Raw genomic sequence first — 25,309 nt, 5'->3', positions numbered from 1 at the left:
CCCGTGCAGCGCATCCTCGTGACCGGTGGCGCCGGGTTCATCGGCTCCAACTTCGTCCACCACCTGGTGTCGCAGACCGAGGCGGTGGTCACCGTCCTCGACAAGCTGACGTACGCCGCCTCGCGCGAGTCGCTCGACGGGCTCCCGCCCGAGCGGGTCTCGCTCGTGGTCGGCGACGTCGCCGACCAGCCGCTGGTCGACCGGCTGGTGGGCGAGCACGACGCCGTCGTCCACTTCGCGGCGGAGTCGCACAACGACAACTCGCTCTCCGAGCCGGGGCCGTTCATCCAGACCAACATCGTCGGCACGTTCTGCGTGCTCGAGGCGTGCCGGCGGCACGGCACCCGGCTGCACCACGTCTCCACCGACGAGGTCTACGGCGACCTCGAGCTCGACGACCCGCAGCGGTTCACCGAGTCGACGCCGTACAACCCGAGCAGCCCCTACAGCGCGGCCAAGGCCGGCTCCGACCACCTGGTCCGCGCGTGGGTCCGCAGCATGGGCGTGCAGGCCACGATCAGCAACTGCTCCAACAACTACGGCCCGTGGCAGCACGTCGAGAAGTTCATCCCCCGCCAGATCACCAACGTCCTCGACGGCGGCCGGCCCAAGGTCTACGGCACCGGCGCCAACGTGCGCGACTGGATCCACGCCGCCGACCACAGCTCGGCGGTCTGGACGATCCTCCAGCGCGGACGCATCGGCGAGACCTACCTCATCGGTGCCGACGGCGAGAAGAACAACCTCGAGGTCGTGGCGATGGTCCTCGAGCACCTCGGGCGCCCGGCCGACGACTACGACCTGGTGACCGACCGCGCCGGCCACGACCTGCGCTACGCCATCGACTCCACCAAGCTGCGCACCGAGCTCGGCTGGACGCCGGCCTACCCCGACTTCGCGGCCGGCCTCGCCGCCACGATCGAGTGGTACGCCGCCCACCGCGACTGGTGGGGGCCGCACAAGCAGGCGACGGAGGCGGCGTACGCCGCCAAGGGGCAGGCGTGAACGACCTCGCCGTCGAGACGACCCCCGTCCCCGGCCTCCTGGTCGTCCGCCTGGCCGTGCACGAGGACGCCCGCGGCTGGTTCCGGGAGAACTGGCAGCGCGAGAAGATGGTCGCGCTCGGCCTGCCCGACTTCGACCCCGTCCAGAACAACGTCTCGTTCAACACCCGCCGCGGCTCGACCCGCGGCATCCACACCGAGCCGTGGGACAAGTTCGTCTCCGTCACCGGCGGGCGCGCGTTCGGCGCGTGGGTCGACATGCGCGAGGGGCCGTCGTACGGCGCGACGTTCACCGTCGAGCTCGACGAGCACACCGCGGTCTTCGTGCCGCGCGGGGTCGGCAACAGCTACCAGACCCTCGACGACGGCGTCGCCTACAGCTACCTGGTCAACGAGCACTGGCGACCCGGCCAGGCCTACCCGGCGCTCGACCTGGCCGACCCCGACGCGGCGGTCCCGTGGCCGATCCCGCTGGCCGAGGCCGAGATCTCCGACAAGGACCGCACCAACCCACGGCTGGCCGACGCCGTCCCGATGCGGCCACGCACCACGCTGGTGGTCGGCAGCAAGGGACAGCTCGGCCAGGCGCTGCTCGCGGCGTTCCCCGGCGCCGTCGGCGTCGATCTCGACGAGCTCGACGTCACCGACCCGGCGGCGGTGGCGGCCTGGCCGTGGCACGAGCACGACGTGGTGCTCAACGCGGCGGCCTACACCGCGGTCGACGCGGCCGAGACCCCCGAGGGCCGGGTCGCCGCGTGGGCGGCCAACGCCGCTGCGCCGGCGGCGCTCGCCAAGGTCGCCGACGCCCACCGGCTCACGCTGGTCCACTACTCCACCGAGTACGTGTTCGACGGCACCCGCACCCCGCACGACGAGTCCGAACCCCTGTCGCCACTGGGTGTCTACGCCCAGACCAAGGCCGCCGGCGACCTCGCCGTGAGCACCGCCAAGCGCCACTACGTCGTCCGCACCTCGTGGCTGATCGGCGCCGGCCACAACTTCGTGCGCACCATGGCCAGGCTGGCCCGCGACGGCGTCTCGCCGAGCGTGGTCGACGACCAGGTCGGCCGGCTCACGTTCACCGACGAGCTGGCGCGAGCGACCCGGCACCTGCTGGAGCAGCGCGCGGCGTACGGCGTCTACCACGTCAGCAACGGCGGCGACCCGACCTCGTGGGCCGACGTCGCGACGCGCGTCTTCGAGCTGCTCGGCCGCGACGGCACCGACGTGGGCCGGGTCTCGACGGAGGAGTACTTCGCCGGCAAGTCGCTGGCCCCGCGCCCGCTGCAGAGCACGTTCGACCTCGCCAGGCTGGTCGCGACCGGGTTCGAGCCCGAGGACGCCGTCAGCGCCCTCGACCGCTACGTCGCCGGGCTCTAGCCGGTCGACCTCGTCGACCTCGTCGACCGCTCCGGGTCGAGCAGCTGCGCCAGGTGCAGCGACGGCCGGTCGCGCAGGTCGGCGACCTGGGTGCGGCAGGAGAACCCGTCGGCGAGCACCACCGCGTCGGGGGCGGCGTCGAGGGCCGGGAGCAGCTGCTGCTCGGCGACGGCGACCGACACGTCGTAGTGGCCGATCTCGACGCCGAAGTTGCCGGCGAGACCGCAGCAGCCGGCGAGCCGGGTGACCAGCGCGCCGGTGGAGGCGAGGAGGTCGGCGTCGGCCTGCCAGCCCAGCACGGCGTGGTGGTGGCAGTGCGGCTGGGCGACGACCGTCGTCCCGGTCAGCGAGGGCGGGGTCCAGCCGGGCGTCTCGGCGAGGAGCTCGGCCAGGGTGCGGGTGGCGGCGGCCACCGCCTCGGCGTCGGGCCCCGGCACCAGCTCGCGCACGTCGCTGCGCAGCACGCCGGTGCACGACGGCTCCACCCCCACGATCGGTACGCCGTCGCGCGCGGCCCCGGCGAGCGACGCGACGGTGCGGCCCAGGATCTTCTTCGCGGCGTCCAGCTGGCCGGTGGTGATCCAGGTCAGTCCGCAGCACAGCTGCGAGTCGGGCAGGCGCGGCGCGTAGCCGGCGTCCTCGAGCACCCGCACCGTCGCCGCCAGCACGTCGGGGTCGAAGGCGTTGCCGAAGGAGTCGGCGAAGAGCACGACCGGCTTCCCTCCCGTCGTCCCGCGCCGCTCCCCCGCCTCGAAGGTCCGCCGGAACGAGCGCCGGGCGAACGCCGGCACCGACCGGCGCCGGTCGACGCCGGCGAGCCAGAGCGCCAGCGCGCCGAGCAGGGGCAGCCGCAGCGACAGGTTCGCCAGCCGCGGCACCCGGCCGGCGATCCGCGACCACATCGGCAGCCGACCGAGCGTGTAGTGCGACCGCGGTCGCAGCCGGCGCCGGTAGGTCTGGTGCAGCACCTCGGACTTGTACGTCGCCATGTCGATGCCGGTCGGGCAGTCCGACGCGCACCCCTTGCACGAGAGGCAGAGGTCGAGCGAGTCGTGCACCTCGGGGGCCGACCAGGCGAGCTCGCCGCGGACCACCTCCTGCAGCACCCGCGCCCGCCCCCGGGTCGAGTCCTTCTCCTCGCGCGTGGCCAGGTAGGACGGGCACATCACGCCACCGGCCGCGGTGTTGTCGGCGCGGCACTTGCCGACGCCGGTGCAGCGGTGCACGGCCTGGGCGAGGTCGCCGTCGTCGTGGGGGTAGGCCATCGCGAGCGTGCGCCGGCCCTGCGGGCGCCCCAGCGGGAAGGTGCCGGCCACCCGGACGTCGGCGTCGACCGGGTCGGGGTCGACCAGGACGCCGGGGTTGAGCAGGTTGCCCGGGTCGAAGGCGTGCTTGATGCCGGCGAACATCGCGATCGCCTCGGCGGAGTACATGTGCGGCAGCAGCTCCGAGCGGGCGCGCCCGTCGCCGTGCTCGCCCGACAGCGATCCGCCGTACTCCCCCACCAGCCGGGCCGCGTCGTCGAGGAACGCCCGCAGCACGGCGGTGCCGTCGGGCCGGTCGAGCGGGTAGTCGAGGCGCACGTGCATGCAGCCGTCGCCGAAGTGCCCGAAGGGCGCCGACGTCATGCCGTACGACGTCACCAGCTCGTCGAAGCGGGCCAGGTAGGAGCCGAGCATGTGCGGCGGCACCGCGGCGTCCTCCCACCCGGGCCAGGCGGGGCGGTCGGCCGGCGAGCGCCCGGCCATCCCGGCGCCGTCCTCGCGGATGCGCCAGAGGCGGGCCTGGGTGACCGGGTCCGGTACGACGAGCGTGTCGACGCCCAGCCCGGCGGCGGCGAGCCGCTCGGCGCGGGCCAGCACCTCGTCGCGGTCGTCACCGGCGAGCTCGACGAACAGCCAGGCCGCGCCCCGCGGCAGCGGCGGCACCGCGTCGTCGCCGCGGCGTGCCCGCAGCACCGACAGCAGCCGCGAGTCGAGGCCCTCGCACGACGTCGGGCCGTGCTCGACCACCGCCGGGGCGGCCTCCCCCGCCGCGACGATGTCGTCGAAGCCGAGCACCACCACGACCCGCACCGGGGCGTCGGCCACCAGCCTCACGGTGGCCTCGGTGACCACGACGAGAGTTCCCTCCGAGCCGACCAGCGCCTGGGTCAGGTCGAAGCGTTCGGGCAGCAGGTGGTGGGCGGCGTAGCCCGACACCTGCCGGCCGAACCGGTCGAGCTCGGTGCGCGCCGTCGCGAGATGGGCGCCCATCACGTCGCGGACGCCGGCCAGCACGGTCGCGCCGCCGGTCACGACCGGGCGCCCGGTGGCGTCGTACGACGTGACGACCTCGTCGCCGGCCGCGGTGAGCAGGCGCAGCCCCGCGACGTTGTCGGAGGTGCGGCCGTAGGCCAGCGACCGGGAGCCGCACGCGTTGTTGCCGATCATCCCGCCGATCGTGCAACGGGGGTGGGTCGAGGGGTCGGGGCCGAACCGGACCCCGTGCGGCGCCACGGCCTTCTGCAGCACGGCGTGCACCGTGCCGGGCTCGACCACGGCGGTGCGGGCCTCGGGGTCCACCGAGAGCACCCGGCCGAGGTGGCGGGAGAAGTCGAGCACGATGCCGCGGCCGACGGCGTTGCCGGCCACCGACGTACCGGCACCGCGCGACGTCAGCGGCACCCCGGTCTCGCGGGCGACGGCCAGCGCCGCGGCCACCTCGTCGACCGAGCGCGGCCGGACGACGGCCAGCGGCGGGATCCGGTAGAGCGAGGCGTCGGAGGAGTACATCCCCCGGGTGCCGGCGTCGTCGCGGACCTCGAGGCCTGCGTCGCGGAGCGCGGTCGCGACGTCGTGGGTCGCGGTCGTCGCGTCCAGGGTCCCGGTCATGAGTAACATGTTACCGGTGTACGGACTCCGCCTGCCACCGGACGCCGCGTCGCTGACCGACGCCGTGGTCGCGGCGGTCCGCGACGGCGTCCAGCGCGGCGAGCTCCGCGACGACCGGGTCTACTCCGTCTACCAGCTGGCGACGGTCCTCGGGGTCTCGCGCAGCCCGGTTCGCGAGGCGATGCTGCGCCTGGCCGAGGTGGGGCTGGTCGAGATCGCGCGCAACCGCGGCTTCCGCGTGGTGCTGCCGACCACCCACGACGTCGAGGAGATCTTCGAGATCCGGTTGGCGCTCGAGCCCCCCGCCGCGGGCCGGGCCGCCGCCCGCGGCTGCCCCGACCTGGCCGACCTCCACGAGGCGATGGCCGACGCCGCCGCGCACGGTGACGAACCAGCGTTCTGGGCCGCCGACCGCGCCCTGCACCGAGCCGTGCTGGTGGCCGCCGGCAACGCCCGCGCGGCCGCGATCGTCGAGCAGCTGCGCGCCACCACCGCCCTCCTGGGCCCACCCACCACGGCCACCGGCCGCTCGCTCGCCGAGATCCACACCGAGCACACCCCGATCGTCGACGCCGTCCTGGCCGGCGACCCCGTGGCCGCCGAGCGCGCGATGCGCGACCACCTCGAGCACACCCGGCGCCTGCTCACCGCCGGCTGATCTCGCAGAAGTCACCCAGATCACATCCACACGTTTTGCACTCGTCACCAGGCGAGTGCAACACTGCACTCTGTGACCAAGAGTGCAAGGCGTGACCGGGCTGCCACGTCGCAGCGCATCACGCTGTACGCGCTGCGGCTCACCGACGAGCACGGCCTCGACGGCTTCACCATGGAGGACCTGGCCACCGCGGCCGGGGTGTCCCGGCGCACCCTGTTCAACTACTTCCCCGGCAAGCTCGACGCCGTCCTGGGCGACTGGCCTGGTTTCGACGACGACGACGTCGTCGAGTTCCGCGCCGGCGGCCCCGACGGCGACCTGCTGGCCGACCTCCGCACGCTCGTCCTGCCCCTGCTGGGCGAGTCGTCGGTCGACCGGGAGGTCCTGGCGATGACCAGGCGGGCCCTCCGGTCCAACCCGCGGCTGATGGGCGCGATCCACCAGCGCTACGAGGCCATCTGCACCGACGTGATCGACCACGTCGTCGCCCGCGAGGGCAGCACCTTCGGCAAGACCGGCGCGAAGGTCGCGATCACCCTGCTCGCGGCCCTCTTCGACGCCTCGCTCGACGCGTTCCTCGACGACTCGCGCACCCGCGCCTTCTCCCACCACTTCGACCAGAGCCTCCGCACCGCCCGTTCCCTGCTCGGCGCCTGAGCGCCGGACTCCACCCACGCCAGCACAGGAGACCCCCATGGCCACCTATCTCTACCGGCTCGGCAAGACGGCCTACCGTCGCTGGCCCTTCTTCGTGGCGGGCTGGCTCGTGCTGCTGGTCGCCGTCGGCGCCTTCGCCGCGGCGTTCTCCAAGCCGAGCACCGACGCGTTCACCATCCCGGGCATCCCGTCCGAGGAGGCCGCCGACCTGCAGGCCGAGCTGTTCCCCGACAGCCGGGACGCCTTCGACGAGGCCACGGTCAACGTCGTGGTCGCCGCGCCGGAGGGCGAGCGCCTCGACCAGGCGCCGTACGACGCCGCGGTCTCCGACCTGGTGGCCGACCTGGTCGACGGGCCCCAGATGCCGACGGAGCTCGCGGACCAGGAGGCCCAGGACGCGATCAACCCGGTGCTCGCACTCGAGGGCCCGGCCCCCGAGGGTGCGGCGGCGTCCTTCGCGCCCGTCACCGAGGACGGCCGCATCGGCGTGATCACGTTCGTCTTCGACGTCGAGACGATCACCGACGTCGAGCCCGAGAGCCAGGACGCGGTCATCGACGCCATGGAGCAGGCACGCGACGCCGGCCTGGTGGCCGAGGCCAACGGCCAGGGCATGGGCGAGTTCGCTCCCCCGGGCGGGACGGCCGAGCTGATCGGCATCGGCCTGGCCCTGCTCGTGCTGGTGCTGACCTTCGGCTCGATGGTGGCCGCCGGGCTCCCCATCCTCAGCGCGATCTTCGGTGTCGGCCTCGGCCTGTCGGGCATCACCGCGATGTCGGCGTTCGTCGACCTCGGCTCGAGCGCGCCCACGCTGGCCACGATGATCGGCCTGGCCGTCGGCATCGACTACTCGTTGTTCATCCTCGCCCGCTACCGCAGCGAGCTCGAGCACACCGAGGACCGCGAGGAGGCGGTCGGGGTTGCCACCGGCACCGCCGGGTCGGCCGTCGTCTTCGCCGGCCTGACCGTCCTCATCGCCCTCGCGGCCCTCACGGTCGTGCGCATCCCGTTCCTCACCACGATGGGCCTCGCCGCCGCCGCGACGGTGCTGCTCGCGGTGCTGGTCGCCCTCACCCTGCTGCCCGCGATCCTGGGCATGCTGAAGTCCAAGGCGTTCGGCGGCCGGGTCCGCCGCTACGAGCCCAAGCGCGAGGCCGACGGCAAGATCGTCAACAACGGCGTGCGCTGGGCGCGCATCGTCGGCAAGCGCCCGGTCGCCGCGGCGATCCTGGTCGTCGTCGCCCTCGGCGCGCTCGCCCTCCCGCTCAAGGACCTCTTCCTCGCGTTCCCGACCGACAGCACCGCCCCGAGCGACACCACGCAGCGCAAGGCGAGCGACCTGCTCACCGACGGCTTCGGCCCCGGCCGCGAGGCGCCGTTCCAGCTGGTCATCGACGGTCGCGGCATCGAGGACGACGCCGAGCGCGCCCGGGCCTTCGACGACGTCGTCGCCTGGGCCAGCGAGCAGGGCGGCGTCCAGGCCGCCGCCGACGCCGCAGCCCTGGGGGGCACCCCGGCCGAGGGCGAGACGCCGCCCGGCACCACGGCCCTGATCGTCCCGGAGTACGGCCCCGACGAGCCGGCGACCCAGGACCTGCTCGACGACCTGCGCTCGGGCGAGGCCGGCATCGAGGACGAGACCGGCACCGACATCGGCATCACCGGTCTCACCGCGATCACCACCGACGTCTCCGACCGCCTCAACGGCGCCCTGCCGATCTACCTCGCGGTCGTCGTCGGGCTCGCGTTCCTGCTGCTGATGCTGGTCTTCCGCTCGATCCTGGTGCCCCTGACGGCGACCCTGGGCTTCGTGCTCTCCGTGCTGGCCACCCTGGGCGCGACCGTGGCGATCTTCCAGGAGGGCACCTTCGGCCTGATGGAGGGCCAGCCGATCGTCAGCTTCATCCCGATCTTCCTGATCGGCGTCGTGTTCGGCCTCGCGATGGACTACCAGGTCTTCCTGGTGACCCGGATGCGCGAGGCGCACGTGCACGGCGCATCGACCAGCGAGGCCGTCGTCGACGGCTTCCGCAGCTCGGCCCGGGTGGTGGCCGCCGCGGCGGTGATCATGACGGCGGTGTTCTCCGGGTTCATCCTCGAGGACGACCCCATCATCAAGTCGCTGGGCTTCGCCCTGGCAGCCGCGGTCGTCTTCGACGCCTTCGTCGTGCGGATGACGCTGATCCCGGCCCTGATGTACCTGCTCGGCGAGAAGGCCTGGTGGCTGCCGGCCTGGCTCGACCGGATCCTGCCCAACGTCGACGTGGAGGGCGAGAAGCTCGACCGCCCGCACCTCGACGAGCAGCGCGCCGAGCGCGAGATGGCCACCCAGCACCAGGGCTGATCCACCCGCGCACGAACGCCGGCCACGACACGCCCACCCGGCCCGGGACAGGTCGGACGACGTCCCCGCTGGCAACTGGTCGGATGTCCAACTAAACTGGTTGGACGTCCGACCAGTTGACCGAGGAGCCTCCGTGGCCGACCGACCCGATCTCTACGTGCCCACCCACCCCGTGCGGCTCGTGACGGCCTCGAGCCTGTTCGACGGCCACGACGCCTCCATCAACATCATGCGGCGGATCTTCCAGGGCCAGGGCTGCGAGGTGATCCACCTCGGCCACAACCGCTCGGTCCAGGAGGTCGTCGACGCGGCCCTCGAGGAGGACGTGCAGGGCGTCGCCGTGTCGTCCTACCAGGGCGGCCACATCGAGTACTTCGAGTACCTCGTGGAGTCGCTGCGCGAGCGCGGCGCCGGTCACGTGCGGGTCGTCGGCGGCGGGGGCGGGGTGATCGTGCGCGACGAGATCGACCGGCTGCGCGCGAGCGGCGTGACCATCTTCAGCCCGGAGGACGGCCAGCGGATGGGGCTGGCCGGGATGATCAACTCCGTCGTCCGCGACTGCGACCTCGACCTGTGGGCCGACCGCCAGGTCGACGCCGAGCAGGTGCTCAGCGGCGACCGGTTCGCGATCGCCCGCGCCATCACCGGCGCCGAGCAGGGCCGGCTCGGCGACGACGTCCTCGCCGCCGTGCGCGCAGCCGCCGAGCGGTCCACCTCCCCCGTCCTGGGCATCACCGGCACCGGTGGCTCCGGCAAGTCGTCGCTCACCGACGAGCTCGTACGCCGCTTCCGCGTCGACCAGCACGACAAGCTCCGGGTCGCAGTGCTCGCGGTCGACCCGACCCGGCGCAAGGGCGGCGGCGCGCTGCTCGGCGACCGGATCCGGATGAACTCCCTCGACGGCGACCGGGTCTACTTCCGCTCCCTCGCGACCCGCGGCGCCCACGAGCTGCCCGCGGCGCTGCCCGACGTGATCGCCATCCTCAAGGCGTCCGGGTTCGACCTCGTGGTCGTCGAGACCCCCGGCATCGGGCAGGGCGACGCCGCGATCGTGCCGTTCGTCGACACCTCCATGTACGTGATGACACTCGAGTTCGGCGCGGCCTCACAGCTGGAGAAGATCGACATGCTCGACTTCGCCGACGTCGTCGCGATCAACAAGTTCGAGCGCCGCGGCGCCGCCGACGCGCTGCGGGACGTCGGACGCCAGCTGGTGCGCAACCGCGAGGCGTTCGGCCAGCAGCCCTCCGACATGCCGGTCTTCGGCACCTCCGCCGCCCGCTTCGACGACGACGGCGTCACCGCCCTCTACCAGCACCTGCGCGACCTGCTCGCCGAGCAGGGACTCCCCGTCGACGAGGGCACCCTCGCGCCGGCCACGGGTCGCACCTCCTCCGAGCTGCACCCCTCGATCCCCGGCGACCGGGTCCGCTACCTCGCCGAGATCACCCAGACGGTGCGCGACTACCACGCCACGACCGAGGCGCTCGCCGAGCAGGCGCGACGGCTGCAGCGGCTCGAGGCGGTCGCCGGCGAGCTGGAGTCGCGTGACGAGATCGACCGGCTCGTCGAGGGCGCGCGCGACGAGCTGCCCCGCGAGGTCCGCGACCAGGTCGAGGCGTGGCCGTCGGTGGTCGAGTCCTACTCCGGCACCGAGCAGGTCGTGGTGGTCCGCGACCGCGAGATCCACACCGCCCTGACCCGCGAGTCGCTCAGCGGCAACCACATCCGCCGCGTCGCGCTGCCGTCGTACGACGACCACGGCGAGCTGGTCCGCTTCTGGCGACGCGAGAACCTGCCGGGCTTCTTCCCCTTCACCGCCGGGGTGTTCAAGTTCAAGCGCGACGGCGAGGACCCCGCCCGGATGTTCGCCGGCGAGGGCGACCCCGCGCGCACCAACCGCCGGTTCAAGGTGCTCTCCGCCGACGGCGAGGCCACTCGTCTCTCGACGGCGTTCGACTCGGTCACCCTCTACGGCCGCGACCCCGACGAGCGTCCCGACATCTACGGCAAGGTCGGCACCTCGGGCGTCTCCGTCGCCACGCTGGAGGACATGAAGATCCTCTACGACGGCTTCGACCTGCTCGCGCCGTCGACGAGCGTATCGATGACCATCAACGGCCCCGCCCCCACGGTGCTGGCGTTCTTCCTCAACACCGTCCTCGACCAGGCGCGCGAGCGTGGCATCGACGAGGCCACCGCGCTGTCGACGGTGCGCGGCACCGTGCAGGCCGACATCCTCAAGGAGGACCAGGGCCAGAACACCTGCCTGTTCTCCACCGAGTTCTCGCTGCGGATGATGGCCGACATCCAGGAGTGGTTCATCGACAACGCCGTGCGCAACTTCTACTCGGTCTCGATCTCGGGCTACCACATCGCCGAGGCCGGGGCCAACCCCATCAGCCAGCTCGCGTTCACCCTCGCCAACGGCTTCACCTACGTCGAGTCCTACCTCGCCCGCGGCCTCGACATCGACGACTTCGCGCCCAACCTGTCGTTCTTCTTCTCCAACGGCATGGACCCCGAGTACACCGTCATCGGCCGCGTCGCCCGCCGCGTCTGGGCGATCGCGATGCGCGACCGCTACGGCGCCAACGAGCGCAGCCAGAAGCTGAAGTACCACGTGCAGACCTCCGGCCGGTCGCTGCACGCGCAGGAGATGGACTTCAACGACATCCGCACCACCCTGCAGGCGCTGATCGCGATCTACGACAACGCCAACAGCCTGCACACCAACGCCTACGACGAGGCGGTCACCACCCCCACCGAGGAGTCCGTACGCCGCGCGCTGGCGATCCAGCTGATCATCAACCGCGAGTGGGGCCTGGCCATGAACGAGAACCCCCTCCAGGGCTCGTTCATCGTCGACCAGCTCACCGACCTCGTCGAGGAGGGCGTGCTGCGCGAGTTCGAGGCGATCAGCGAGCGCGGCGGCGTCCTCGGCGCGATGGAGACCGGCTACCAGCGCGGCCGCATCCAGGACGAGTCGATGCTCTACGAGCACCGCAAGCACGACGGCAGCCTGCCCATCGTCGGCGTCAACACCTTCCTGCGCCCCGCCCGCGACGGCGACGACGGCACCCCCACCCACGTCGAGCTGGCCCGCGCCACCGACGAGGAGAAGGAGTCGCAGCTGCGCAAGGTGCGCGAGTTCCAGACCACCCACGCCGAGGACGCCGAGGCGGCGCTCGCGCGCCTCAAGGCGGCCGCCACGTCCGACGACAACGTCTTCGCGGTGCTGATGGACGCCGCCCGCGTCTGCACGCTGGGTCAGGTCACCGAGGCGTTCTTCGAGGTGGGCGGGCAGTACCGGCGAAACGTGTAGTCCCGGCCCGCGCCTAGATGACGGGAAGCTGGCCGCCGTCGATGGTCAGGGTCGCTCCGGTCACCCACTGCGCACGGTCCGAGGCGAGGTAGGCGACGGCCTCGGCGATGTCACGCGGGTCCCCCGGACGCCCCAGGGGGACATCGGCGGTGATGTCGGCGAGCGAGACGCCCGCCGCGTCCGCGAAGTCCTGGCGGATCGCGTCGGCGCCGGGGGTGAGCACGTTGCCGGGCACGATCGTGGTGACGCGGATCCCGGCGGGGGCGAGCTCGGTCGCCAACGCCTTGCCGTAGGCGTTGAGCGCGGCCTTGGCAGCGCCGTAGTGGGCCAGCGGCGGCGCAGGGATGAGCGCCGCGGAGGAGGAGATGTTGACGATCGCGCTGCCCGCGCCGGCCTCCCGCAGGGCCGGCAGCAGCGCGTTGGTGACCCGGACGGCGGAGAGGTAGTTGAGGGCGAGGGCGTCGAGCCACTCCTCGTCGGGGATGGTCGAGGTGCCGCCGAGGTGGGTGCGTGCGGCGCCCGCGTTGTTGACGACGATGTCGACGCCGCCGAGCTGGTCGAGTGCTGCCGCGGTGAGCTCCTGGACGCCGGCGAGCGTGCTGATGTCGCCCTGGAGGAAGGTGGCCGCCGTCGGCGTCTCGTCGGTGGCGGTCCGCGCGGTGGTGACGACGGTCGCGCCGCCGTCGAGCAGGCGCTGCACGACGGCTGCGCCGATCCCCCGGGAACCTCCCGTGACGAAGGCGCGCTTGCCGGCGAGCTCGGTGGGGTCTGCGGGACGAAGAGTTCTGAACATACGGTCCACTATAACCACGTTCTGGAACGATCGTCCAGAAGTTCTCGACCGATTGTTCAGAACTCGGTAGGATGGAGCCGTGGCCCGACCGAGGAAGTTCGACGAGCAGACCGTGGTGACGGCCGCGCGCCGGCAGTTCAACGAGACCGGCTACCACGGCACGTCCGTCGACGACCTCGCCCGCGCGACGGGGCTCAGCAAGGGCAGCCTCTACGGCGCGTTCGGCGACAAGGAGGCCCTGTTCCAGCGGGTCTTCGACGACTACTGCGCTGCCGCCACCGAGGGCGTGACAGCCCAGGTCCATGGCCCGGAGGACGAGGCGCTCGACCGGATCCGCGCGTGGCTCGCCTCGCCGGAGACCGCCACCGACCGGCTCGGCTGCCTGCTGGCCAAGGGCACCGCCGAGCTGGCCTGGGAGAACGACGCCATCGCCGCACGCTCGCTCGCCACGTTCGAGTCGCTCTTCGACAGCTGCCGGCAGCTCGTCGAGCAGGCCCAGGCCGCCGGGCACGTCGACCCGGACCTTGACCCCGCGGCGCTCGGCGCACTGGTCGTCGCCACGCACCGCGGGATCGAGGCGCTCGCCAAGGCGGGAGTCGACCCGGCGACCCTCAACCGCATCGCGACCGCGGCCGTGGACAACATCGCCCTCGACCGGGCATCGGCGTAGCCAGGCTCGATCAGGTGCCGGCCTCGGTCAGCGTCGCGGGCGGGAGCCAATCGGCCCCGAGGAGCTGCGCGAGGTCGGCGAGGCCGGTGGTGTCGCTTCCCACGGTGTCAGAGGCTGCCGCGACCCGCTCCACCATGACCCTGCCGACCTGCTCCTCGACCGTGCCCTCGGCGTACGCGACGTGCCACGGGGAGACCTGGTGGTCGCGGTGGGTGCGGCCGGTCACCTGGCGCGCGGCGATGCCCGAGAAGCGGGCCTGGTGGAAGACGCCCACCCGCGGCTCGGTGCTCGCCTCGCGGCCGTCGGCGAGGGTCTCGCCGGCGTGCAGGCTGATCGAGGCGACCGTGGTGAAGACGCAGACCTTCGCCCGTCCGGTCTGGAAGCGGAGCCGCTCGGCCTCGGCGTCGAACCGGTCCCGGCCGTAGATCGTGGCCACGTCGATGCCGGAGTCACGCAGCCGGTCGGCGATGGGGTCGGCGGCGGTCGCGACGAACTCGACCGAGCACGCCACCTGTCGCTCGGAGTCGACCTGTTGCGCGATCCAGGCGACCGTCGAGTCGACCCGGATCAGTCCGGCCTTCTGCCGGAAGCGCAGCAGCGCGGTCCGACCCTGTGCGACGTTGCGGCCGCGTCGGGCGAGGTCCATCTCCCGGCAGAACTCCCCCCACTCGGCCTCGTACGCCGTCCGCTCCGCCGGGGTGAGCGCCACCGGCATGCTGGAGATCGGCACGGGCCCCCACGGCGCGGCGCGGTGCAGCATCGCCGGTGGTCGCTCGTCGGCGAGCCAGCCGCGCACCAGCTTGAGGTCCGCGGCGCGGCGCGCCGGATCGGTGGTCCACGTCGCGCCGTACCGGCCGGGCTCCACCCCGACGCCGTGGCGCTCGAGCGCGGCGGTGAACGCCGCCTCGGGCTGGGCCGCCGAGGTCCACCTGCGCATCGGCTCGCCGAGCACCTGCGCGTAGGCGGGTGCGAGGTACGGCAGCTCGAGCGGCGTGTGCCCGGGTGTCGCGGTCGTCGCGATGACGAACGGCGCCTCGTCGTGCGGCCGCCCGTGCCCCGAGATCCTCGCCCAGAGCTTCCACCGCTTCGTCGTCGTACGTCGCAGCGCGTGGGCCTCGTCCGCGATGATCACGTCCCACGCGTGGTCCTTGACCTTCTCGAGCCGGTCCCACGTGATCACGACCCATTCCAGACCCCCGTCGCCCAGCGCCGTGATCGTGCGGCACCAGTGCCCGATGGTGATCGCGGCGGGCCGGTCGGCCACGACCAGCACCCGCCGCGCGCCGCGGAGGTCACCCACCGCCGTCGCGCCGAGGACCGCGGAGATCGTCTTGCCCACGCCCGGCTCGTCGGCCAGGAGGAACTGACGCCCGCCCGCCGCGGCGCGGGCCGCGATCGCATCGGCCGCCTCGTACTGGATCTCGCGGGGCTCGAGGTCGTCGGTCGGCTCGGGCACCGGCGTCGGATCGCCGGGGTTGAGCTCGTTCTCGACGAACCGCCCGAGCGTGTGCGGCCCCGGAGCGTAGGGCGCGAGGTGCGCGGGCAGGGCGCGCCCGACGTGCAGGTGGGCCTTGACCGCCGGGTGCCAGCTGGCGCCGTCGACCTGGGTGCCGTACGGGACGTCGAGCACCCACACCCGCTCCCCCGGCCCCGCCACCGGCAACGGCCGCTGCGACTGTCGCGACCCGCTGCGGCGCGGCGACGCGCTGCGCCGACGAGCACTGGGTCGGCGAGGACTGGGCATCCCTGGACGCTACCGGCGCCCATCGTCCGAGTCAGGCCTGGACCGTGGAGGTGCTGTCACCGAGCTCAAACCGCAACGTTCTGATCGGCGAGAGGAACTGCGCCACGGCGACAGCGGCGAAGATCGTCGCAGCGCATCCGAGCGCGAGGAGGTTGCTGGTCCGGACTGCCAGCAGCCCGCCGAGCGGTGCACCGACGACCAGGATGGCCCGGTTGAAGGAACGCATCGTCGTGATCGTCCGGGCCCGCAGCTCGTCCGGCGTCACCGCCTGCCGGTAGCTCTCCTCGTGAGAGTTCCCAAAGGCCAGACCGAAGCCCCAGCATGCCTGCCCCAGAGCGAGGACCCCACCAGCGACCCACGAAGTGGTGCCGACAGCGGCGAGGGCCATCACGGCCGCGCCGGCGGCGGTCATCGAGTGCGCTGCGACGATGGCACCGCCGGTGCCGAGCCGCCGCCCCCCGGAGCTCGATGCGAGCGCGCCCGCAATGCTCCCGATCCCGGCGAGGGCCGTTGCCAGTCCGAACGCGACTGGGCCGAGGTCCAGCGTGACAAGAGCATATGGCGCAAGTACGGCGCCGAGGATGGCGTTGCCGAAGAACCAGACGTGGGTCGTGAGCGCGAGCAGGAGGAGCCCAGAGCCTCGATAGACCCAGCGAACGCCCTCCTTGATCTCGCGGACGATATTGGGGGGCTGGGTCGGCGTGGCCTTCACCTCAGGCACGCGGATGGTGAGCACCAGTGCGGCTGAGAACAGGTAGGTGGCCGCGTCGACGAGGAGGGTCAGCGGCGCACCTACGAGCTTGACGAGCAGACCCGCCAACGCGGGCCCGGCGCTCTGCGCGACCGCATCGGTCGTGTCGATACGCGCATGTGCGTGTTGCAGGTGCGCCGTCGGGACGATCCTCGGCAGGAAGGACATGGAGGCCGCGTCACCGACGAGAGAGGCGACACCGAAACAGGCGACCACGACGAGGACCAGGGGCAGGGAGAGGAAGTCCGCAGCCCAAGCGACCGGAATGACCGTCAGCAAGAGGGCGCGGACCAGGTCCGTCGCCACCATCAGCGGCTGACGGCGGCACCTGTCGACGATGGCGCCCACGACGAGGCCGAACAACAGGTAGGGAAGCCATCGAGCGGAGTTGAGCCAGCCGACATCCTGCGCCGTCCCGTCCAGCGTCAGCACGACGAGGGTCGAGAGCGCCAGGAGTGTCACGTGGGACCCGAGCGTCGAGACCGACTCGGCACACCACATCCGCTTGAACTCCGGCGTGGGGAACGCACCCGTCGCGGCCGTGTCGTCCATCCAGGAACCCTAGGTTGCTGGCTCCGCCGGCACGGAGACCCTGACCCGGGCAGAGTCGGGCGATGTCCCGAGCCCGTAGGCGGCGATCAAGCGCCGGACGATCCGCTGAGTAGATCCAGCCGTTGTGAACCTCGCTTGTGATCGAACGTGTTGTCGATTAAACTCACCTCATGACCAACGCACCCAGCATCGACGAGTGGCGCACCGCCCTCGCCGAGGGCGCGCTGCCCATCGGCCGCTCCGCCGAGACCGACGCCGAGCGGGTCGACCTGCTGCGCGCGATGGAGGACCTCAAGGGCACGCTGTGCGCGCTGCAGGCGCAGCTCGCGGTCGACCTCGATGCGTAGCAGCGGGCGCAGCAGGCCGCGCAGGGGGTGGCAGCCGAGAGGCGAGGGCGGGGGGTCGCGGCGCAGGTGGGACTGGCGCGGCGGGAGTCGCCGCACCGCGGGCAGGTGCTGCTCGGGATGGCCAAGGACCTGCACGCCGAGCTCCCCCACACCCTCGCCGCGTTGCGTGAGGGGCGGCTGTCGGAGCACCGGGCGCAGGTCATCGTCACCGAGACCAGCGGGCTCGACCCGGAGCACCGTGCCCAGGTCGACGCCGAGCTGTGCGCCGACCCCGAGACCCTCGACGGCGTCGGCACCCAGCGACTCGCGGGCCTGGCCCGCAGCAGGGCCCAGCAGCTCGACCCCGCCGCCGCGTGCCGGCGCGCCCGGCGGGCGGAGGCCGAGCGGCGCGTGAGCCTGCGGCCCGCGCCCGACGCGATGGCCTACCTCGGGGCGCTCGTCCCGATGGCGCAGGGCGTCGCGGCGTACGCCGCGCTCAGCAAGGCAGCCTCCGCCGCCCTCGCCGCCGGCGACCCGGCCGGTCGCAGCCGCGGGCAGGTCATGGCCGACACGCTCGTCGAGCGCGTCACCGGTCAGGCCACCGCGTCCGACGTGTCCGTCACCGTCGACGTCGTCATCTCCGACACCTCGCTGCTCGGCGGCGGCACCGAGCCGGCCACGGTGCCCGGCTACGGCCCGGTCCCGGCCGAGGTGGCGCGCCACCTCCTCGCCCACGCGGTCGACCCCGACACCGAGGCCGGCGCCTGGGTACGCCGCCTGTACGCCGACCCTGCCGGCCAGCTCGTCGGCCTGAGCACCACGCAGCGACTCACCACCCGCGGGCTGCACACCTTCCCTCCGCCTGCGCGACCAGGGCCTGTGCCGCACCCCGTGGTGCGACGCCGTCGCCGCCCACGACGACCACGTCACGCCGGCCGACGTCGGCGGGGAGACCAGCGCCGCCAACACCCAGGGGCTCTGCGTCGCCTGCAACCTCGCCAAGCAGGCCCCCGGCTGGCGACAACGCACGGTGCCCAGCCCCGGCCGGCACCGCGTCGCGACCACCACGCCCACCGACCACCGCTACTACTCCTCGGCGCCCGCCCCACCGCGGCCGGCGCGGCCACGACGGCGGGCGGCGGCGTCCCTCGCCGAGCACCGTCTCGCCCGGCTCATCGACGCCCCGGCCGCCTGAGCCCGGGTCAGGGCGCGGCGACCCGGAAGACCGGCCACCCGATCTCGGTGTGCCACGCGGACGGGTCGGGGGTGTCCCGCGGCCCGACCAGGTAGACCTCCCGGATCGGGCCGGCCACGGCGAGCGCGTTGGCGACGACCCAGGCGCCGACCTCGCCGTAGGTCACGTCGATGTCGTCGTGCTCGCCGACGTGGGTGGCGACGGCCAGCTCGACCGCCGGGAGGGTCACCGGGTGCACCCGGCCCCGGCGCGGTGGCTGTGCGGTCGCGCGGTAGACCAGCGCGTGGCCCCGGTCGACCTCGAACAGCGCGTTGTCGTACACGCCTCCGGGGGCGCCGGTCGGGTCGTCGACCGCCGCGTCCAGCTCGGCCATCGCGCCGGCGTACCAGGCGAGGACGTCGTCGCGCTCCACGTCGCCCTCCACGGCCGCGACCGTGGTCGCCGGGACCGCGCGCAGCTCCACGTGCACCGGCGCGGGCTCGGGCCGCAGCAGCCGCCGCAGCGACGCCACGGCGGCCCGGGTCCGGTCGAGCTCCGACTCGAGGCGTCGCAGGTGGTCGGCGACGAGGCCGGCGCGGGTGTCGGGGTCGGCGGCGCGCAGGATGCGCCGCACGTCCGCGAGCGGGACGTCGAGCTCGCGCAGCCGGTGGATGACCTGCGCGGTCGGGATCTGGTCGGCGCCGTAGTAGCGGTAGCCGGACGCGTCGTCCACCGTCGCGGGCACCAGCAGGTCCGCGTCGTGGTAGCGGCGCAGCGTCCGCACGCTGAGGTGGGTCAGGCGGGAGAACTCCCCGATCGCCAGCATGCAGGCAGTCTGCACCCTCTCCCCGGGGGAGGGTCCCGTGCTTGACCCTCGCCCCGCCGGACGCCGCACCGTGGGTCACATGACCACCACACCGAGCTCCACACCGAGCTCCACACCCGCCACCGTCCCGACCACGCAGCTCCCCGCCACGATCAGGGCCTACCTCGCCGCCCACACCGCCGGCGAGGTCGACGTCGCCGTCCGCGCCTTCACCCCCGACGCCGTCGTCGTCGACGAGGGCCACACCTTCCGGGGCACCGCCGCGGTCCTCGACTTCCTGCGCCACTCCGGCGGCGAGTACACCTACACCACCGAGCTCGTCGGCGCCGAGCGCGTCGACGACGCCCACTGGGTCGCCCTGGTCCGGCTCGAGGGTGACTTCCCCGGCGGCGTCGCCGCCCTGCGCTACCGCTTCACGCTCGCCGACGACCTCGTCGCCGAGCTGGTCATCGCGCCCTAGAACTCGTCGCGACGCCGCAGCGCGCGCGGTCGGCCGTCGGGGTCGTGCAGCCACAGGTACGGCCCCGTGGCGAGGATCCGGCTCGCCTTGCTCAGCTCCGGCGGGTGCAAGCGGCGCAGCCGACCAGGCGGCCGCGGCCCGCGCTCACCCTCGTCGTGCCAGCGGTCGAGCGCGGCCGCGCTCTCGGCGTACGCCGCGAACATCGCGTGCGGGTCGGCCAGGTCGGCGAGGTCGGTCATCGGGTCGTCGACGTCGCGGTCGAGGTGCTCGGCGGCGAGCGTGAGCCGCAGCCGGCGCGCGTACTCCCCCGCGGTGTCGACGACCACCGCCGACAGCTCGGAGTCGTGGGTCCACGACCGGCGGTTGAAGTTGTCGGAGCCGATCGTGGCCCAGGTGTCGTCGACCATGCAGGTCTTGGCGTGCACGTAGACCGGGATCCCGCGCCGGTTCTCGATGCCGTAGACGGCCACCCGGTCGGGCGCGGCCTCGGTCATCTCCAGCATCGCGCGGCGGCGTCCGGCCAGCTGGGCGAGGCGGTTGATGCCGCCGACGTCGGGGTGCAGCGGCACGACCGCGATCACGTGCAGGTCCTGGTGGGTGCTCAGCGCCTCGGTGAACACGTCGCCCACGTGGGCGCCCCACAGGTACTGGTCCTCGATGTAGATCAGCCGCCGCGCCTGCTCGACCGCCTTGGTGTAGCCGCGCGCCACGCTCCGCTCGCCGCCGTTGGCGAACGCGTAGTCGCGACCGCCCCGCAGGTCGGGGTAGGTGCGCAGCAGCTGGACGACGTGCGTGCCGCCCTCGACCGGGGGTGGCGGCGGCGTCTGGGGCGGCAGCGGGTCGGGGCTGGTGTCGAGGCCGCGGAGCCGGTCGCGAATGAGGATGATCGGGCTGTGCCGCAGGGTGGTCGGGTCCTCCCACCGCTCACGGAACACCGTCTCGACGTCGTGGACGGCCGGGCCGGTGATCGCGGCCTGGATGTCGTGCCAGGCCGGCGTGGGGCCGTACTCGTCGGGCATGTTGTCCAGCGCCTGCGGGTCGCCCTCGTGGTCGCTGTCATCACGCCGGGAGTGCGCGAGGTCGATGCCGCCGACGAAGGCGATGTCGCGAGCCGGGTCGTCGCGGTGCCGGATCAGCACCAGCTTCTGGTGGTGCGAGCCGCCGGTGCGGACCCGCATGTCGAGGATCGCCTCGGCTCCGCGCTCCTGCAGCCGGCGCCCCAGGTCGGCATTGGCCTCGGACGTGAAGCCGGCGATGCTGCTGTGCGATCGCCAGACCAGGCCACGCACGTCGACGCCGCGCTCGTCGGCGCGACTGAAGACCTCGACGACCTCGCTGCCCGGCCGGTCGGTGAGCCGCTGGTCGGCGTCGCCCTGCCAGTCGGTGAACAGCACCAGGTCACCGGGGCGGGTCGCCTCGATCCGCTCGCACAGCTCGGCGAAGTACGTCGCCCCGTGCACGAGCGGGCGCACCAGGTTGCCCTCGGACCAGGCCGCGTCGCCGGGGTGGTGGTCGTCGAGCCGGGTCCAGGGGTTGCCGCGCTCGCGCTGGCTGAGCAGCCACGACGTGACGGCGGGGGCTCCGGACGGGTGAGGGGGCACGGCACCACCCTGCCACCCTCCGGGCGCTAGCGTCGCCCGCGTGACGTCGCTCCCCTCCCTGGACCAGGTCCGCAGCCTCCCGGCGTACTTCGAGATGACCGTCCCCGAGGACTACATCGACGAGAACGGCCACATGAACATCACCCGCTACTTCGACCTCGGTGCCTGGGCGCCGTGGAAGCGGGTCGGCGAGCTCGGGGTCGACGGCTCCTACATCACCGACCGCGGGATGTCGTTCTTCACCGTCGAGCACCACATCCGCTACCTCGGCGAGCTGCGGCTCGGCGAGCCGTTCTCGGTGCGCCCGGCGTTCGTGGGCCGCACCGGCAAGGCCCTGCACGGCATCTCCTTCGTCGTCGACGAGGGCCGCGACGCGATCGCCTGCACGATGGAGATCATGTACGTCCACGTCTCGATGAAGTCCCGCCGCGCGACGCCGATCCCCGACGAGGTCGCTGCCGCCCTCGACGGCGAGATCGCGGAGCGGGCCTGGGCGGCGGCCTCGGCCACGGGCCTCGGGCTGCGGCGGTAGGTAGGCGGTGAGCAGGTCATGAGCGCCCCGGCTCCGCCCCGCGACGACCTCGGCACCGAGGTGCCGCTGACGGCCCCCGTCGCCCGGGTGGTCAGCCTCGTCCCCTCGCTCACCGAGGCCCTGGTCTCGGTGGAGCCGGCGGGCGTGGTCGGCGCCACCGACTGGTGCACGCACCCGCCCGACCTCGACGCGCGCGGCGTGACCCGCGTCCGCGGCACCAAGAACCCCGACCTCGCCGCGATCCGCGACCTCGCCCCGGACGTGGTGGTGGTCAACAAGGAGGAGAACCGCGAGCTCGACGTGCGCCGGCTGCGCGAGTCGGGCGTGCCGGTGTGGGTCACCGACATCGAGACGGTCCCCGCGGCGGTCGCCTCGATGGAGCGGTTGGTCGACGCGCTCGGCTGGACGCGACCCGCCTGGCTCGCCGAGGCCCGTGACCTGTGGTGCGGCCCGCTGCCGCCGGTGACCCGCACGGTCGCCGTACCGATCTGGCGCGACCCGTGGATGGTCGTCGGCGCCCCCACCTTCACCACCGACCTGCTGCGCCGCCTCGGCTGGGCCAACGTGTACGCCGCCGCCCCGGCGTCGGCGCGGTCCGGCGGCGCGCGCTACCCGAGCGTCACCGTCGAGGAGGTCGACGCGGCCGGCGCCGACGTCGTGCTGCTGCCCGACGAGCCCTACGTCTTCACCGCCGACGACGGGCCCGAGGCGTTCACCCGCACCCCGACCGAGCTGGTCAGCGGACGGCTGATCACCTGGTACGGCCCGTCGCTGGTCGAGGCCGCCGGCCTCAGCAGTCGACGCTGACGTCGGTCGCGCGCACCAGCCGGGGCAGGTCGGGCTCCTTGCCGGGGCGGCCGGTGGCCCACCACATGCGCAGGCCGCGGCCGCGGACCTCGAGGGTGGCCAGGTTGTTGTCGAACCACGGCCCCTCGACGATCCTCCACTCGAACGGCGCGTCGGGGACCCGCCGCGACCGCTTGAACACCTGGCCGAGCGGCCCGGCGACGCCGTAGGCCAGCGCCGCGGTGGCGAAGCGCCACCGACGTGACAGCGGGTTGCGGATCGGCGAGCACACCGCCTGCATGATCCGGCTGTGCACGCCCGGCAGCGGCTTCACCGCGGCGAGGTAGCTGTGGTGCACGTCGCCGGAGAGGAACGTGATGGTGGCCGGCGGTCGGCCACGCTCGCCACGCCCCGTGGCGAGCACCATCTCGGCGACCGACATGAACCCGGCCTGGAAGGCCGCCCAGTGCTCGAGGTCGACGGTCTGGCGCACCCACTCACCGAACCCCTCGAGGCGCTTGCCGAACCCACCGCCGGCGAGCACCTCGCTGGCGGCCTCGACGTAGTGCAGCCCCTCGGCGAGCAGGTAGGGCAGCGAGGTCGCGATCAGCAGGTGGTCGACGTCGCCGCGCAGCTGGCTGTCGACCCACGCCTTCTCGTCGGCGTCGAGGATGTCGCGCGCCCCCGGGTCGACCACCCGCGCGGCGCGCGAGTCGATGACCACGAGGCGGGCCTGGGTGCCGAACTCCCGGGCGTAGCTCCACCGGTAGCACGACGGGTCCTGGTCGGCCCGCGCGGCGAACGCGTCGAGCATCGGCCCGGCGTCCCACCCGGGCTCGTCGGCGTGCGCGACGATCTCGGTCCACAGCGGGTCGACCGCCCGCTGGGCAGGGGTGAGGTTGCCCAGGTGCTGGTAGACCCAGTACGACGCCAGCCCGGCGACGATCCGATCGTGCCACCACGAGGTGGCCTCCATCTTGTCCTTCCACGCACGCGAGGTGTTCCAGTCGTCGCGGACGTCGTGGTCGTCGAAGATCATCAGGCTCGGAAGCGTCGACAGCAGCCACCGGTTGACCGGGTCGCGCCAGGCGAGCCAGTAGATGTGGGCGTACTCCTCGAAGTCCTTGAGCTCCTTGCCGGGCGGCTCGTCGAGGGAGCGCCGGGTCTCGATGAACTCGACCATCTCGCGGGTCGTCTCGTCGGCGTAGACCTGGTCGCCGAGGAAGGCCACGAGGTCGGGCCACCGCGGGGGGCCGGGGTCGGGGTCGTCGTCCTGGCGCGGGGTCATCCCTGCCATCCGCAGCGCGTAGGCCCGCAGCGCGTCGAAGCCGTGGACCTCGTTGTCGCCCTTGTGGTGCCCGACCGAGGTGCGGCACGAGCCGTAGGCCAGCCGCAGCGGCTTGGTGTGGTCGAGCGTCGGGATCACCGAGGGCGGCAGCTCCGAGCCCGGCTCGGGCCAGACCCGGGCGTCGTCGAGCTCCACCGTGTAGGGGTGGTGCCGGCCGGGCTCGAGCCCCTCGACGCACACCAGGGCGTAGTGGTGGTCGTGCACGAGGAACGTCGGCGCCTCGGCGTACCCGCCCTCGATCGAGACCCGCACCCGCGCGGGCCCGTCGGTCTCGACCCAGATCGTCGCCGAGCACTCGTCGACGTGCCGCAGCAGCGGCCCCAGCACCAGTCCCACCATGTCCGGGCGCCGCTCAGGTCGCCATGAAGAGGATCATCTCGCGCTCGTACTCGCGCCCGGGGTGCTGGGCGGCGAGGTGCGCCTGGGCCTTGTCGACCAGCTCGTCCTCGTCGACGCCGCGGATCTCCTCGCCGCACGGGCAGCGCAACAGTGTCTTCACAGGTGCTTGCCTACCACGGCGGCACCCAGCGGGTCAGCCGGTTGCCCGGCCCAGCACACCTAACGCCCGTCGCGGGCGGACCGCACCCGCCGCACGATCCTGACCAGGACGACCACCACGACGACCGCGCCGACGGCGGCCCCGGCGTACGTCGCGCCGGTCCTGGCCTGCTGCTTGCGCACCTCGAGCGCCTCGCCCAGCTCACCCACGGTGGCGGCGAGGTCGGCCCGGGTGCGCTCGATGTCGGCCCTGATCTCCTCGGGCGTCTGCGCGGCCCTCGGGTCGTCCGAGCCGTGGTCGGGCGCGGTCATGCGGGGTTCCCGGGATGTGCCATCCCACGAAACTAGGAGTCGCCCCGCACAGCTGGACCACCCCTTGTGGTGACGTCCCCCCTTGGGCACCTCACTACGTTGAAAACATGGCTACCAACGGCAAGCTCCGCTACACCACCCCTGGCATCGAGACCGCCGACGCCGAGCGCGTCGTGGCGATCCTGCAGGACCGCCTGAACGCCACGACCGATCTGCACCTCACGCTCAAGCACGTGCACTGGAACGTCGTCGGCCCGCACTTCATCTCCGTGCACGAGATGATCGACCCCCAGGTCGAGGCCGTCCGCGGCTTCGCCGACGACCTCGCCGAGCGCATCGCGACCCTCGGCGGCTCGCCGATCGGCACGCCCGGCGCGCTGGTCGAGCAGCGCCAGTGGGCGGAGTACTCGATCGGGCGGGCGACCACCCAGGAGCACCTCGGGGCGCTCGACATGGTCTACCACGGCGTGATCACCACCTACCGGGAGCAGATCAAGGAGCTCGACGAGCTCGACCCGGTGACCCAGGACATGCTGATCTCGCAGACCGACAACCTCGAGCTGTTCCACTGGTTCATCCGGGCGCACCTGGAGGACAAGAGCGGCGCGCTCTCCACCGCGGGCGCGACCACCGAGGCCGAGGCCGCGGCAGCCGCCGAGCACGGCTGACCCGCACGGCTGACCCGCACGACCGAC

At 73.0% G+C, this 25,309-nt stretch carries 22 protein-coding genes; 13 read left to right on the top strand and 9 right to left on the bottom strand.

What is annotated here, in order from left to right; genetic code table 11:
* The first annotated feature begins 3 nt into the window (after positions 1-3).
* Positions 4-1,005, top strand: a complete 1,002-nt coding sequence (rfbB, locus tag AC4MBH_RS01925) for a dTDP-glucose 4,6-dehydratase (RefSeq protein ID WP_491792643.1) — start codon at positions 4-6, stop codon at positions 1,003-1,005.
* On the top strand, positions 1,002-2,384 hold the full coding sequence (locus AC4MBH_RS01920) for a sugar nucleotide-binding protein (RefSeq protein WP_491792642.1): 1,383 nt from the start codon (positions 1,002-1,004) through the stop codon (positions 2,382-2,384). The genes rfbB and AC4MBH_RS01920 overlap by 4 nt, the downstream gene beginning before the upstream one ends.
* On the opposite strand, the gene AC4MBH_RS01915 is transcribed toward AC4MBH_RS01920, so the two are convergent.
* Positions 2,381-5,257, bottom strand: a complete 2,877-nt coding sequence (locus AC4MBH_RS01915; protein ID WP_491792641.1) for an FAD-binding and (Fe-S)-binding domain-containing protein — start codon at positions 5,255-5,257, stop codon at positions 2,381-2,383. The two genes, AC4MBH_RS01920 and AC4MBH_RS01915, sit on opposite strands and share 4 nt — an antisense overlap.
* Between AC4MBH_RS01915 and AC4MBH_RS01910 the strand changes: the two genes are divergently transcribed.
* From AC4MBH_RS01910 to icmF, 4 genes are all read left to right on the top strand, one after another.
* Entirely contained in the window at positions 5,256-5,915 is a 660-nt protein-coding gene (locus AC4MBH_RS01910; protein ID WP_491792640.1) for a GntR family transcriptional regulator, read from the top strand. The genes AC4MBH_RS01915 and AC4MBH_RS01910 overlap by 2 nt on opposite strands.
* A gap of 72 nt (positions 5,916-5,987) precedes the next feature.
* Positions 5,988-6,572 (top strand): TetR/AcrR family transcriptional regulator, encoded by a 585-nt coding sequence (locus tag AC4MBH_RS01905; RefSeq protein WP_491792639.1) that lies wholly within the window; start codon positions 5,988-5,990, stop codon positions 6,570-6,572.
* A 37-nt stretch (positions 6,573-6,609) separates the two neighbouring features.
* Positions 6,610-8,916, top strand: coding sequence for an MMPL family transporter (locus AC4MBH_RS01900; protein WP_491792638.1), 2,307 nt, complete (start codon positions 6,610-6,612; stop codon positions 8,914-8,916).
* Between the two features lie 133 nt (positions 8,917-9,049).
* On the top strand, positions 9,050-12,241 hold the full coding sequence (gene icmF / locus AC4MBH_RS01895; RefSeq protein ID WP_491792637.1) for a fused isobutyryl-CoA mutase/GTPase IcmF: 3,192 nt from the start codon (positions 9,050-9,052) through the stop codon (positions 12,239-12,241).
* A 13-nt stretch (positions 12,242-12,254) separates the two neighbouring features.
* Here icmF and AC4MBH_RS01890 read toward each other — a convergent pair whose 3' ends face one another.
* Positions 12,255-13,034, bottom strand: coding sequence for an oxidoreductase (locus AC4MBH_RS01890; protein ID WP_491792636.1), 780 nt, complete (start codon positions 13,032-13,034; stop codon positions 12,255-12,257).
* Positions 13,035-13,113: 79 nt separating this feature from the next.
* Here AC4MBH_RS01890 and AC4MBH_RS01885 point away from each other — a divergent pair, with 79 nt between their 5' ends.
* Entirely contained in the window at positions 13,114-13,704 is a 591-nt protein-coding gene (locus tag AC4MBH_RS01885) for a TetR/AcrR family transcriptional regulator (protein WP_491792635.1), read from the top strand.
* A 10-nt stretch (positions 13,705-13,714) separates the two neighbouring features.
* Here AC4MBH_RS01885 and AC4MBH_RS01880 read toward each other — a convergent pair whose 3' ends face one another.
* Both AC4MBH_RS01880 and AC4MBH_RS01875 read right to left on the bottom strand, forming a co-directional pair.
* Positions 13,715-15,448, bottom strand: coding sequence for a DEAD/DEAH box helicase (locus tag AC4MBH_RS01880; protein ID WP_491792634.1), 1,734 nt, complete (start codon positions 15,446-15,448; stop codon positions 13,715-13,717).
* A gap of 31 nt (positions 15,449-15,479) precedes the next feature.
* Positions 15,480-16,751 carry an MFS transporter gene (locus AC4MBH_RS01875; RefSeq protein WP_491792633.1) on the bottom strand — a complete coding sequence of 424 codons (1,272 nt, stop codon included), beginning with the start codon at positions 16,749-16,751 and terminating at the stop codon, positions 15,480-15,482.
* Positions 16,752-16,921: 170 nt separating this feature from the next.
* On the opposite strand from AC4MBH_RS01875, the gene AC4MBH_RS01870 reads away from it, so the two are divergent.
* Complete coding sequence (locus tag AC4MBH_RS01870; protein ID WP_491792632.1) at positions 16,922-17,098, top strand: hypothetical protein; 177 nt, start codon at positions 16,922-16,924, stop codon at positions 17,096-17,098.
* Between the two features lie 27 nt (positions 17,099-17,125).
* Complete coding sequence (locus AC4MBH_RS01865) at positions 17,126-18,367, top strand: DUF222 domain-containing protein (RefSeq protein ID WP_491792631.1); 1,242 nt, start codon at positions 17,126-17,128, stop codon at positions 18,365-18,367.
* Here the strand turns inward: AC4MBH_RS01865 and AC4MBH_RS01860 are convergent.
* Positions 18,280-19,077 (bottom strand): MerR family transcriptional regulator, encoded by a 798-nt coding sequence (locus AC4MBH_RS01860; RefSeq protein WP_491792630.1) that lies wholly within the window; start codon positions 19,075-19,077, stop codon positions 18,280-18,282. The genes AC4MBH_RS01865 and AC4MBH_RS01860 overlap by 88 nt on opposite strands.
* 79 nt (positions 19,078-19,156) lie before the next feature.
* Here AC4MBH_RS01860 and AC4MBH_RS01855 point away from each other — a divergent pair, with 79 nt between their 5' ends.
* Positions 19,157-19,537 (top strand): nuclear transport factor 2 family protein, encoded by a 381-nt coding sequence (locus AC4MBH_RS01855; RefSeq protein WP_491792629.1) that lies wholly within the window; start codon positions 19,157-19,159, stop codon positions 19,535-19,537.
* On the opposite strand, the gene AC4MBH_RS01850 is transcribed toward AC4MBH_RS01855, so the two are convergent.
* Complete coding sequence (locus tag AC4MBH_RS01850) at positions 19,534-21,138, bottom strand: phospholipase D family protein (protein WP_491792628.1); 1,605 nt, start codon at positions 21,136-21,138, stop codon at positions 19,534-19,536. The two genes, AC4MBH_RS01855 and AC4MBH_RS01850, sit on opposite strands and share 4 nt — an antisense overlap.
* A 40-nt stretch (positions 21,139-21,178) precedes the next feature.
* On the opposite strand from AC4MBH_RS01850, the gene AC4MBH_RS01845 reads away from it, so the two are divergent.
* On the top strand, positions 21,179-21,670 hold the full coding sequence (locus tag AC4MBH_RS01845) for a thioesterase family protein (RefSeq protein ID WP_491792627.1): 492 nt from the start codon (positions 21,179-21,181) through the stop codon (positions 21,668-21,670).
* An 18-nt stretch (positions 21,671-21,688) separates the two neighbouring features.
* Positions 21,689-22,477, top strand: coding sequence for a helical backbone metal receptor (locus AC4MBH_RS01840; protein ID WP_491792626.1), 789 nt, complete (start codon positions 21,689-21,691; stop codon positions 22,475-22,477).
* Here the strand turns inward: AC4MBH_RS01840 and AC4MBH_RS01835 are convergent.
* From AC4MBH_RS01835 to AC4MBH_RS01825, 3 genes are read right to left on the bottom strand one after another with little or no spacing between them, the layout of a single operon-like run.
* Positions 22,461-24,131 carry a DUF7800 domain-containing protein gene (locus AC4MBH_RS01835; RefSeq protein WP_491792625.1) on the bottom strand — a complete coding sequence of 557 codons (1,671 nt, stop codon included), beginning with the start codon at positions 24,129-24,131 and terminating at the stop codon, positions 22,461-22,463. The two genes, AC4MBH_RS01840 and AC4MBH_RS01835, sit on opposite strands and share 17 nt — an antisense overlap.
* A gap of 25 nt (positions 24,132-24,156) precedes the next feature.
* The gene (locus tag AC4MBH_RS01830; protein ID WP_491792624.1) at positions 24,157-24,303 is read right to left on the bottom strand and encodes a DUF1059 domain-containing protein; all 147 of its coding nucleotides are present in this window, start codon (positions 24,301-24,303) and stop codon (positions 24,157-24,159) included.
* Between the two features lie 59 nt (positions 24,304-24,362).
* Positions 24,363-24,614, bottom strand: a complete 252-nt coding sequence (locus tag AC4MBH_RS01825; protein WP_491792623.1) for a DUF3618 domain-containing protein — start codon at positions 24,612-24,614, stop codon at positions 24,363-24,365.
* 107 nt (positions 24,615-24,721) lie between these two features.
* On the opposite strand from AC4MBH_RS01825, the gene AC4MBH_RS01820 reads away from it, so the two are divergent.
* Complete coding sequence (locus AC4MBH_RS01820; protein ID WP_491792622.1) at positions 24,722-25,282, top strand: Dps family protein; 561 nt, start codon at positions 24,722-24,724, stop codon at positions 25,280-25,282.
* Positions 25,283-25,309: the final 27 nt, after the last annotated feature.

The sequence above is a fragment of the Nocardioides sp. WJ219 genome, assembly GCF_058559815.1.
The sequence above is the reverse complement of the archived record's forward strand: the minus strand, read 5'-3'. Positions and strand labels throughout refer to the sequence as shown.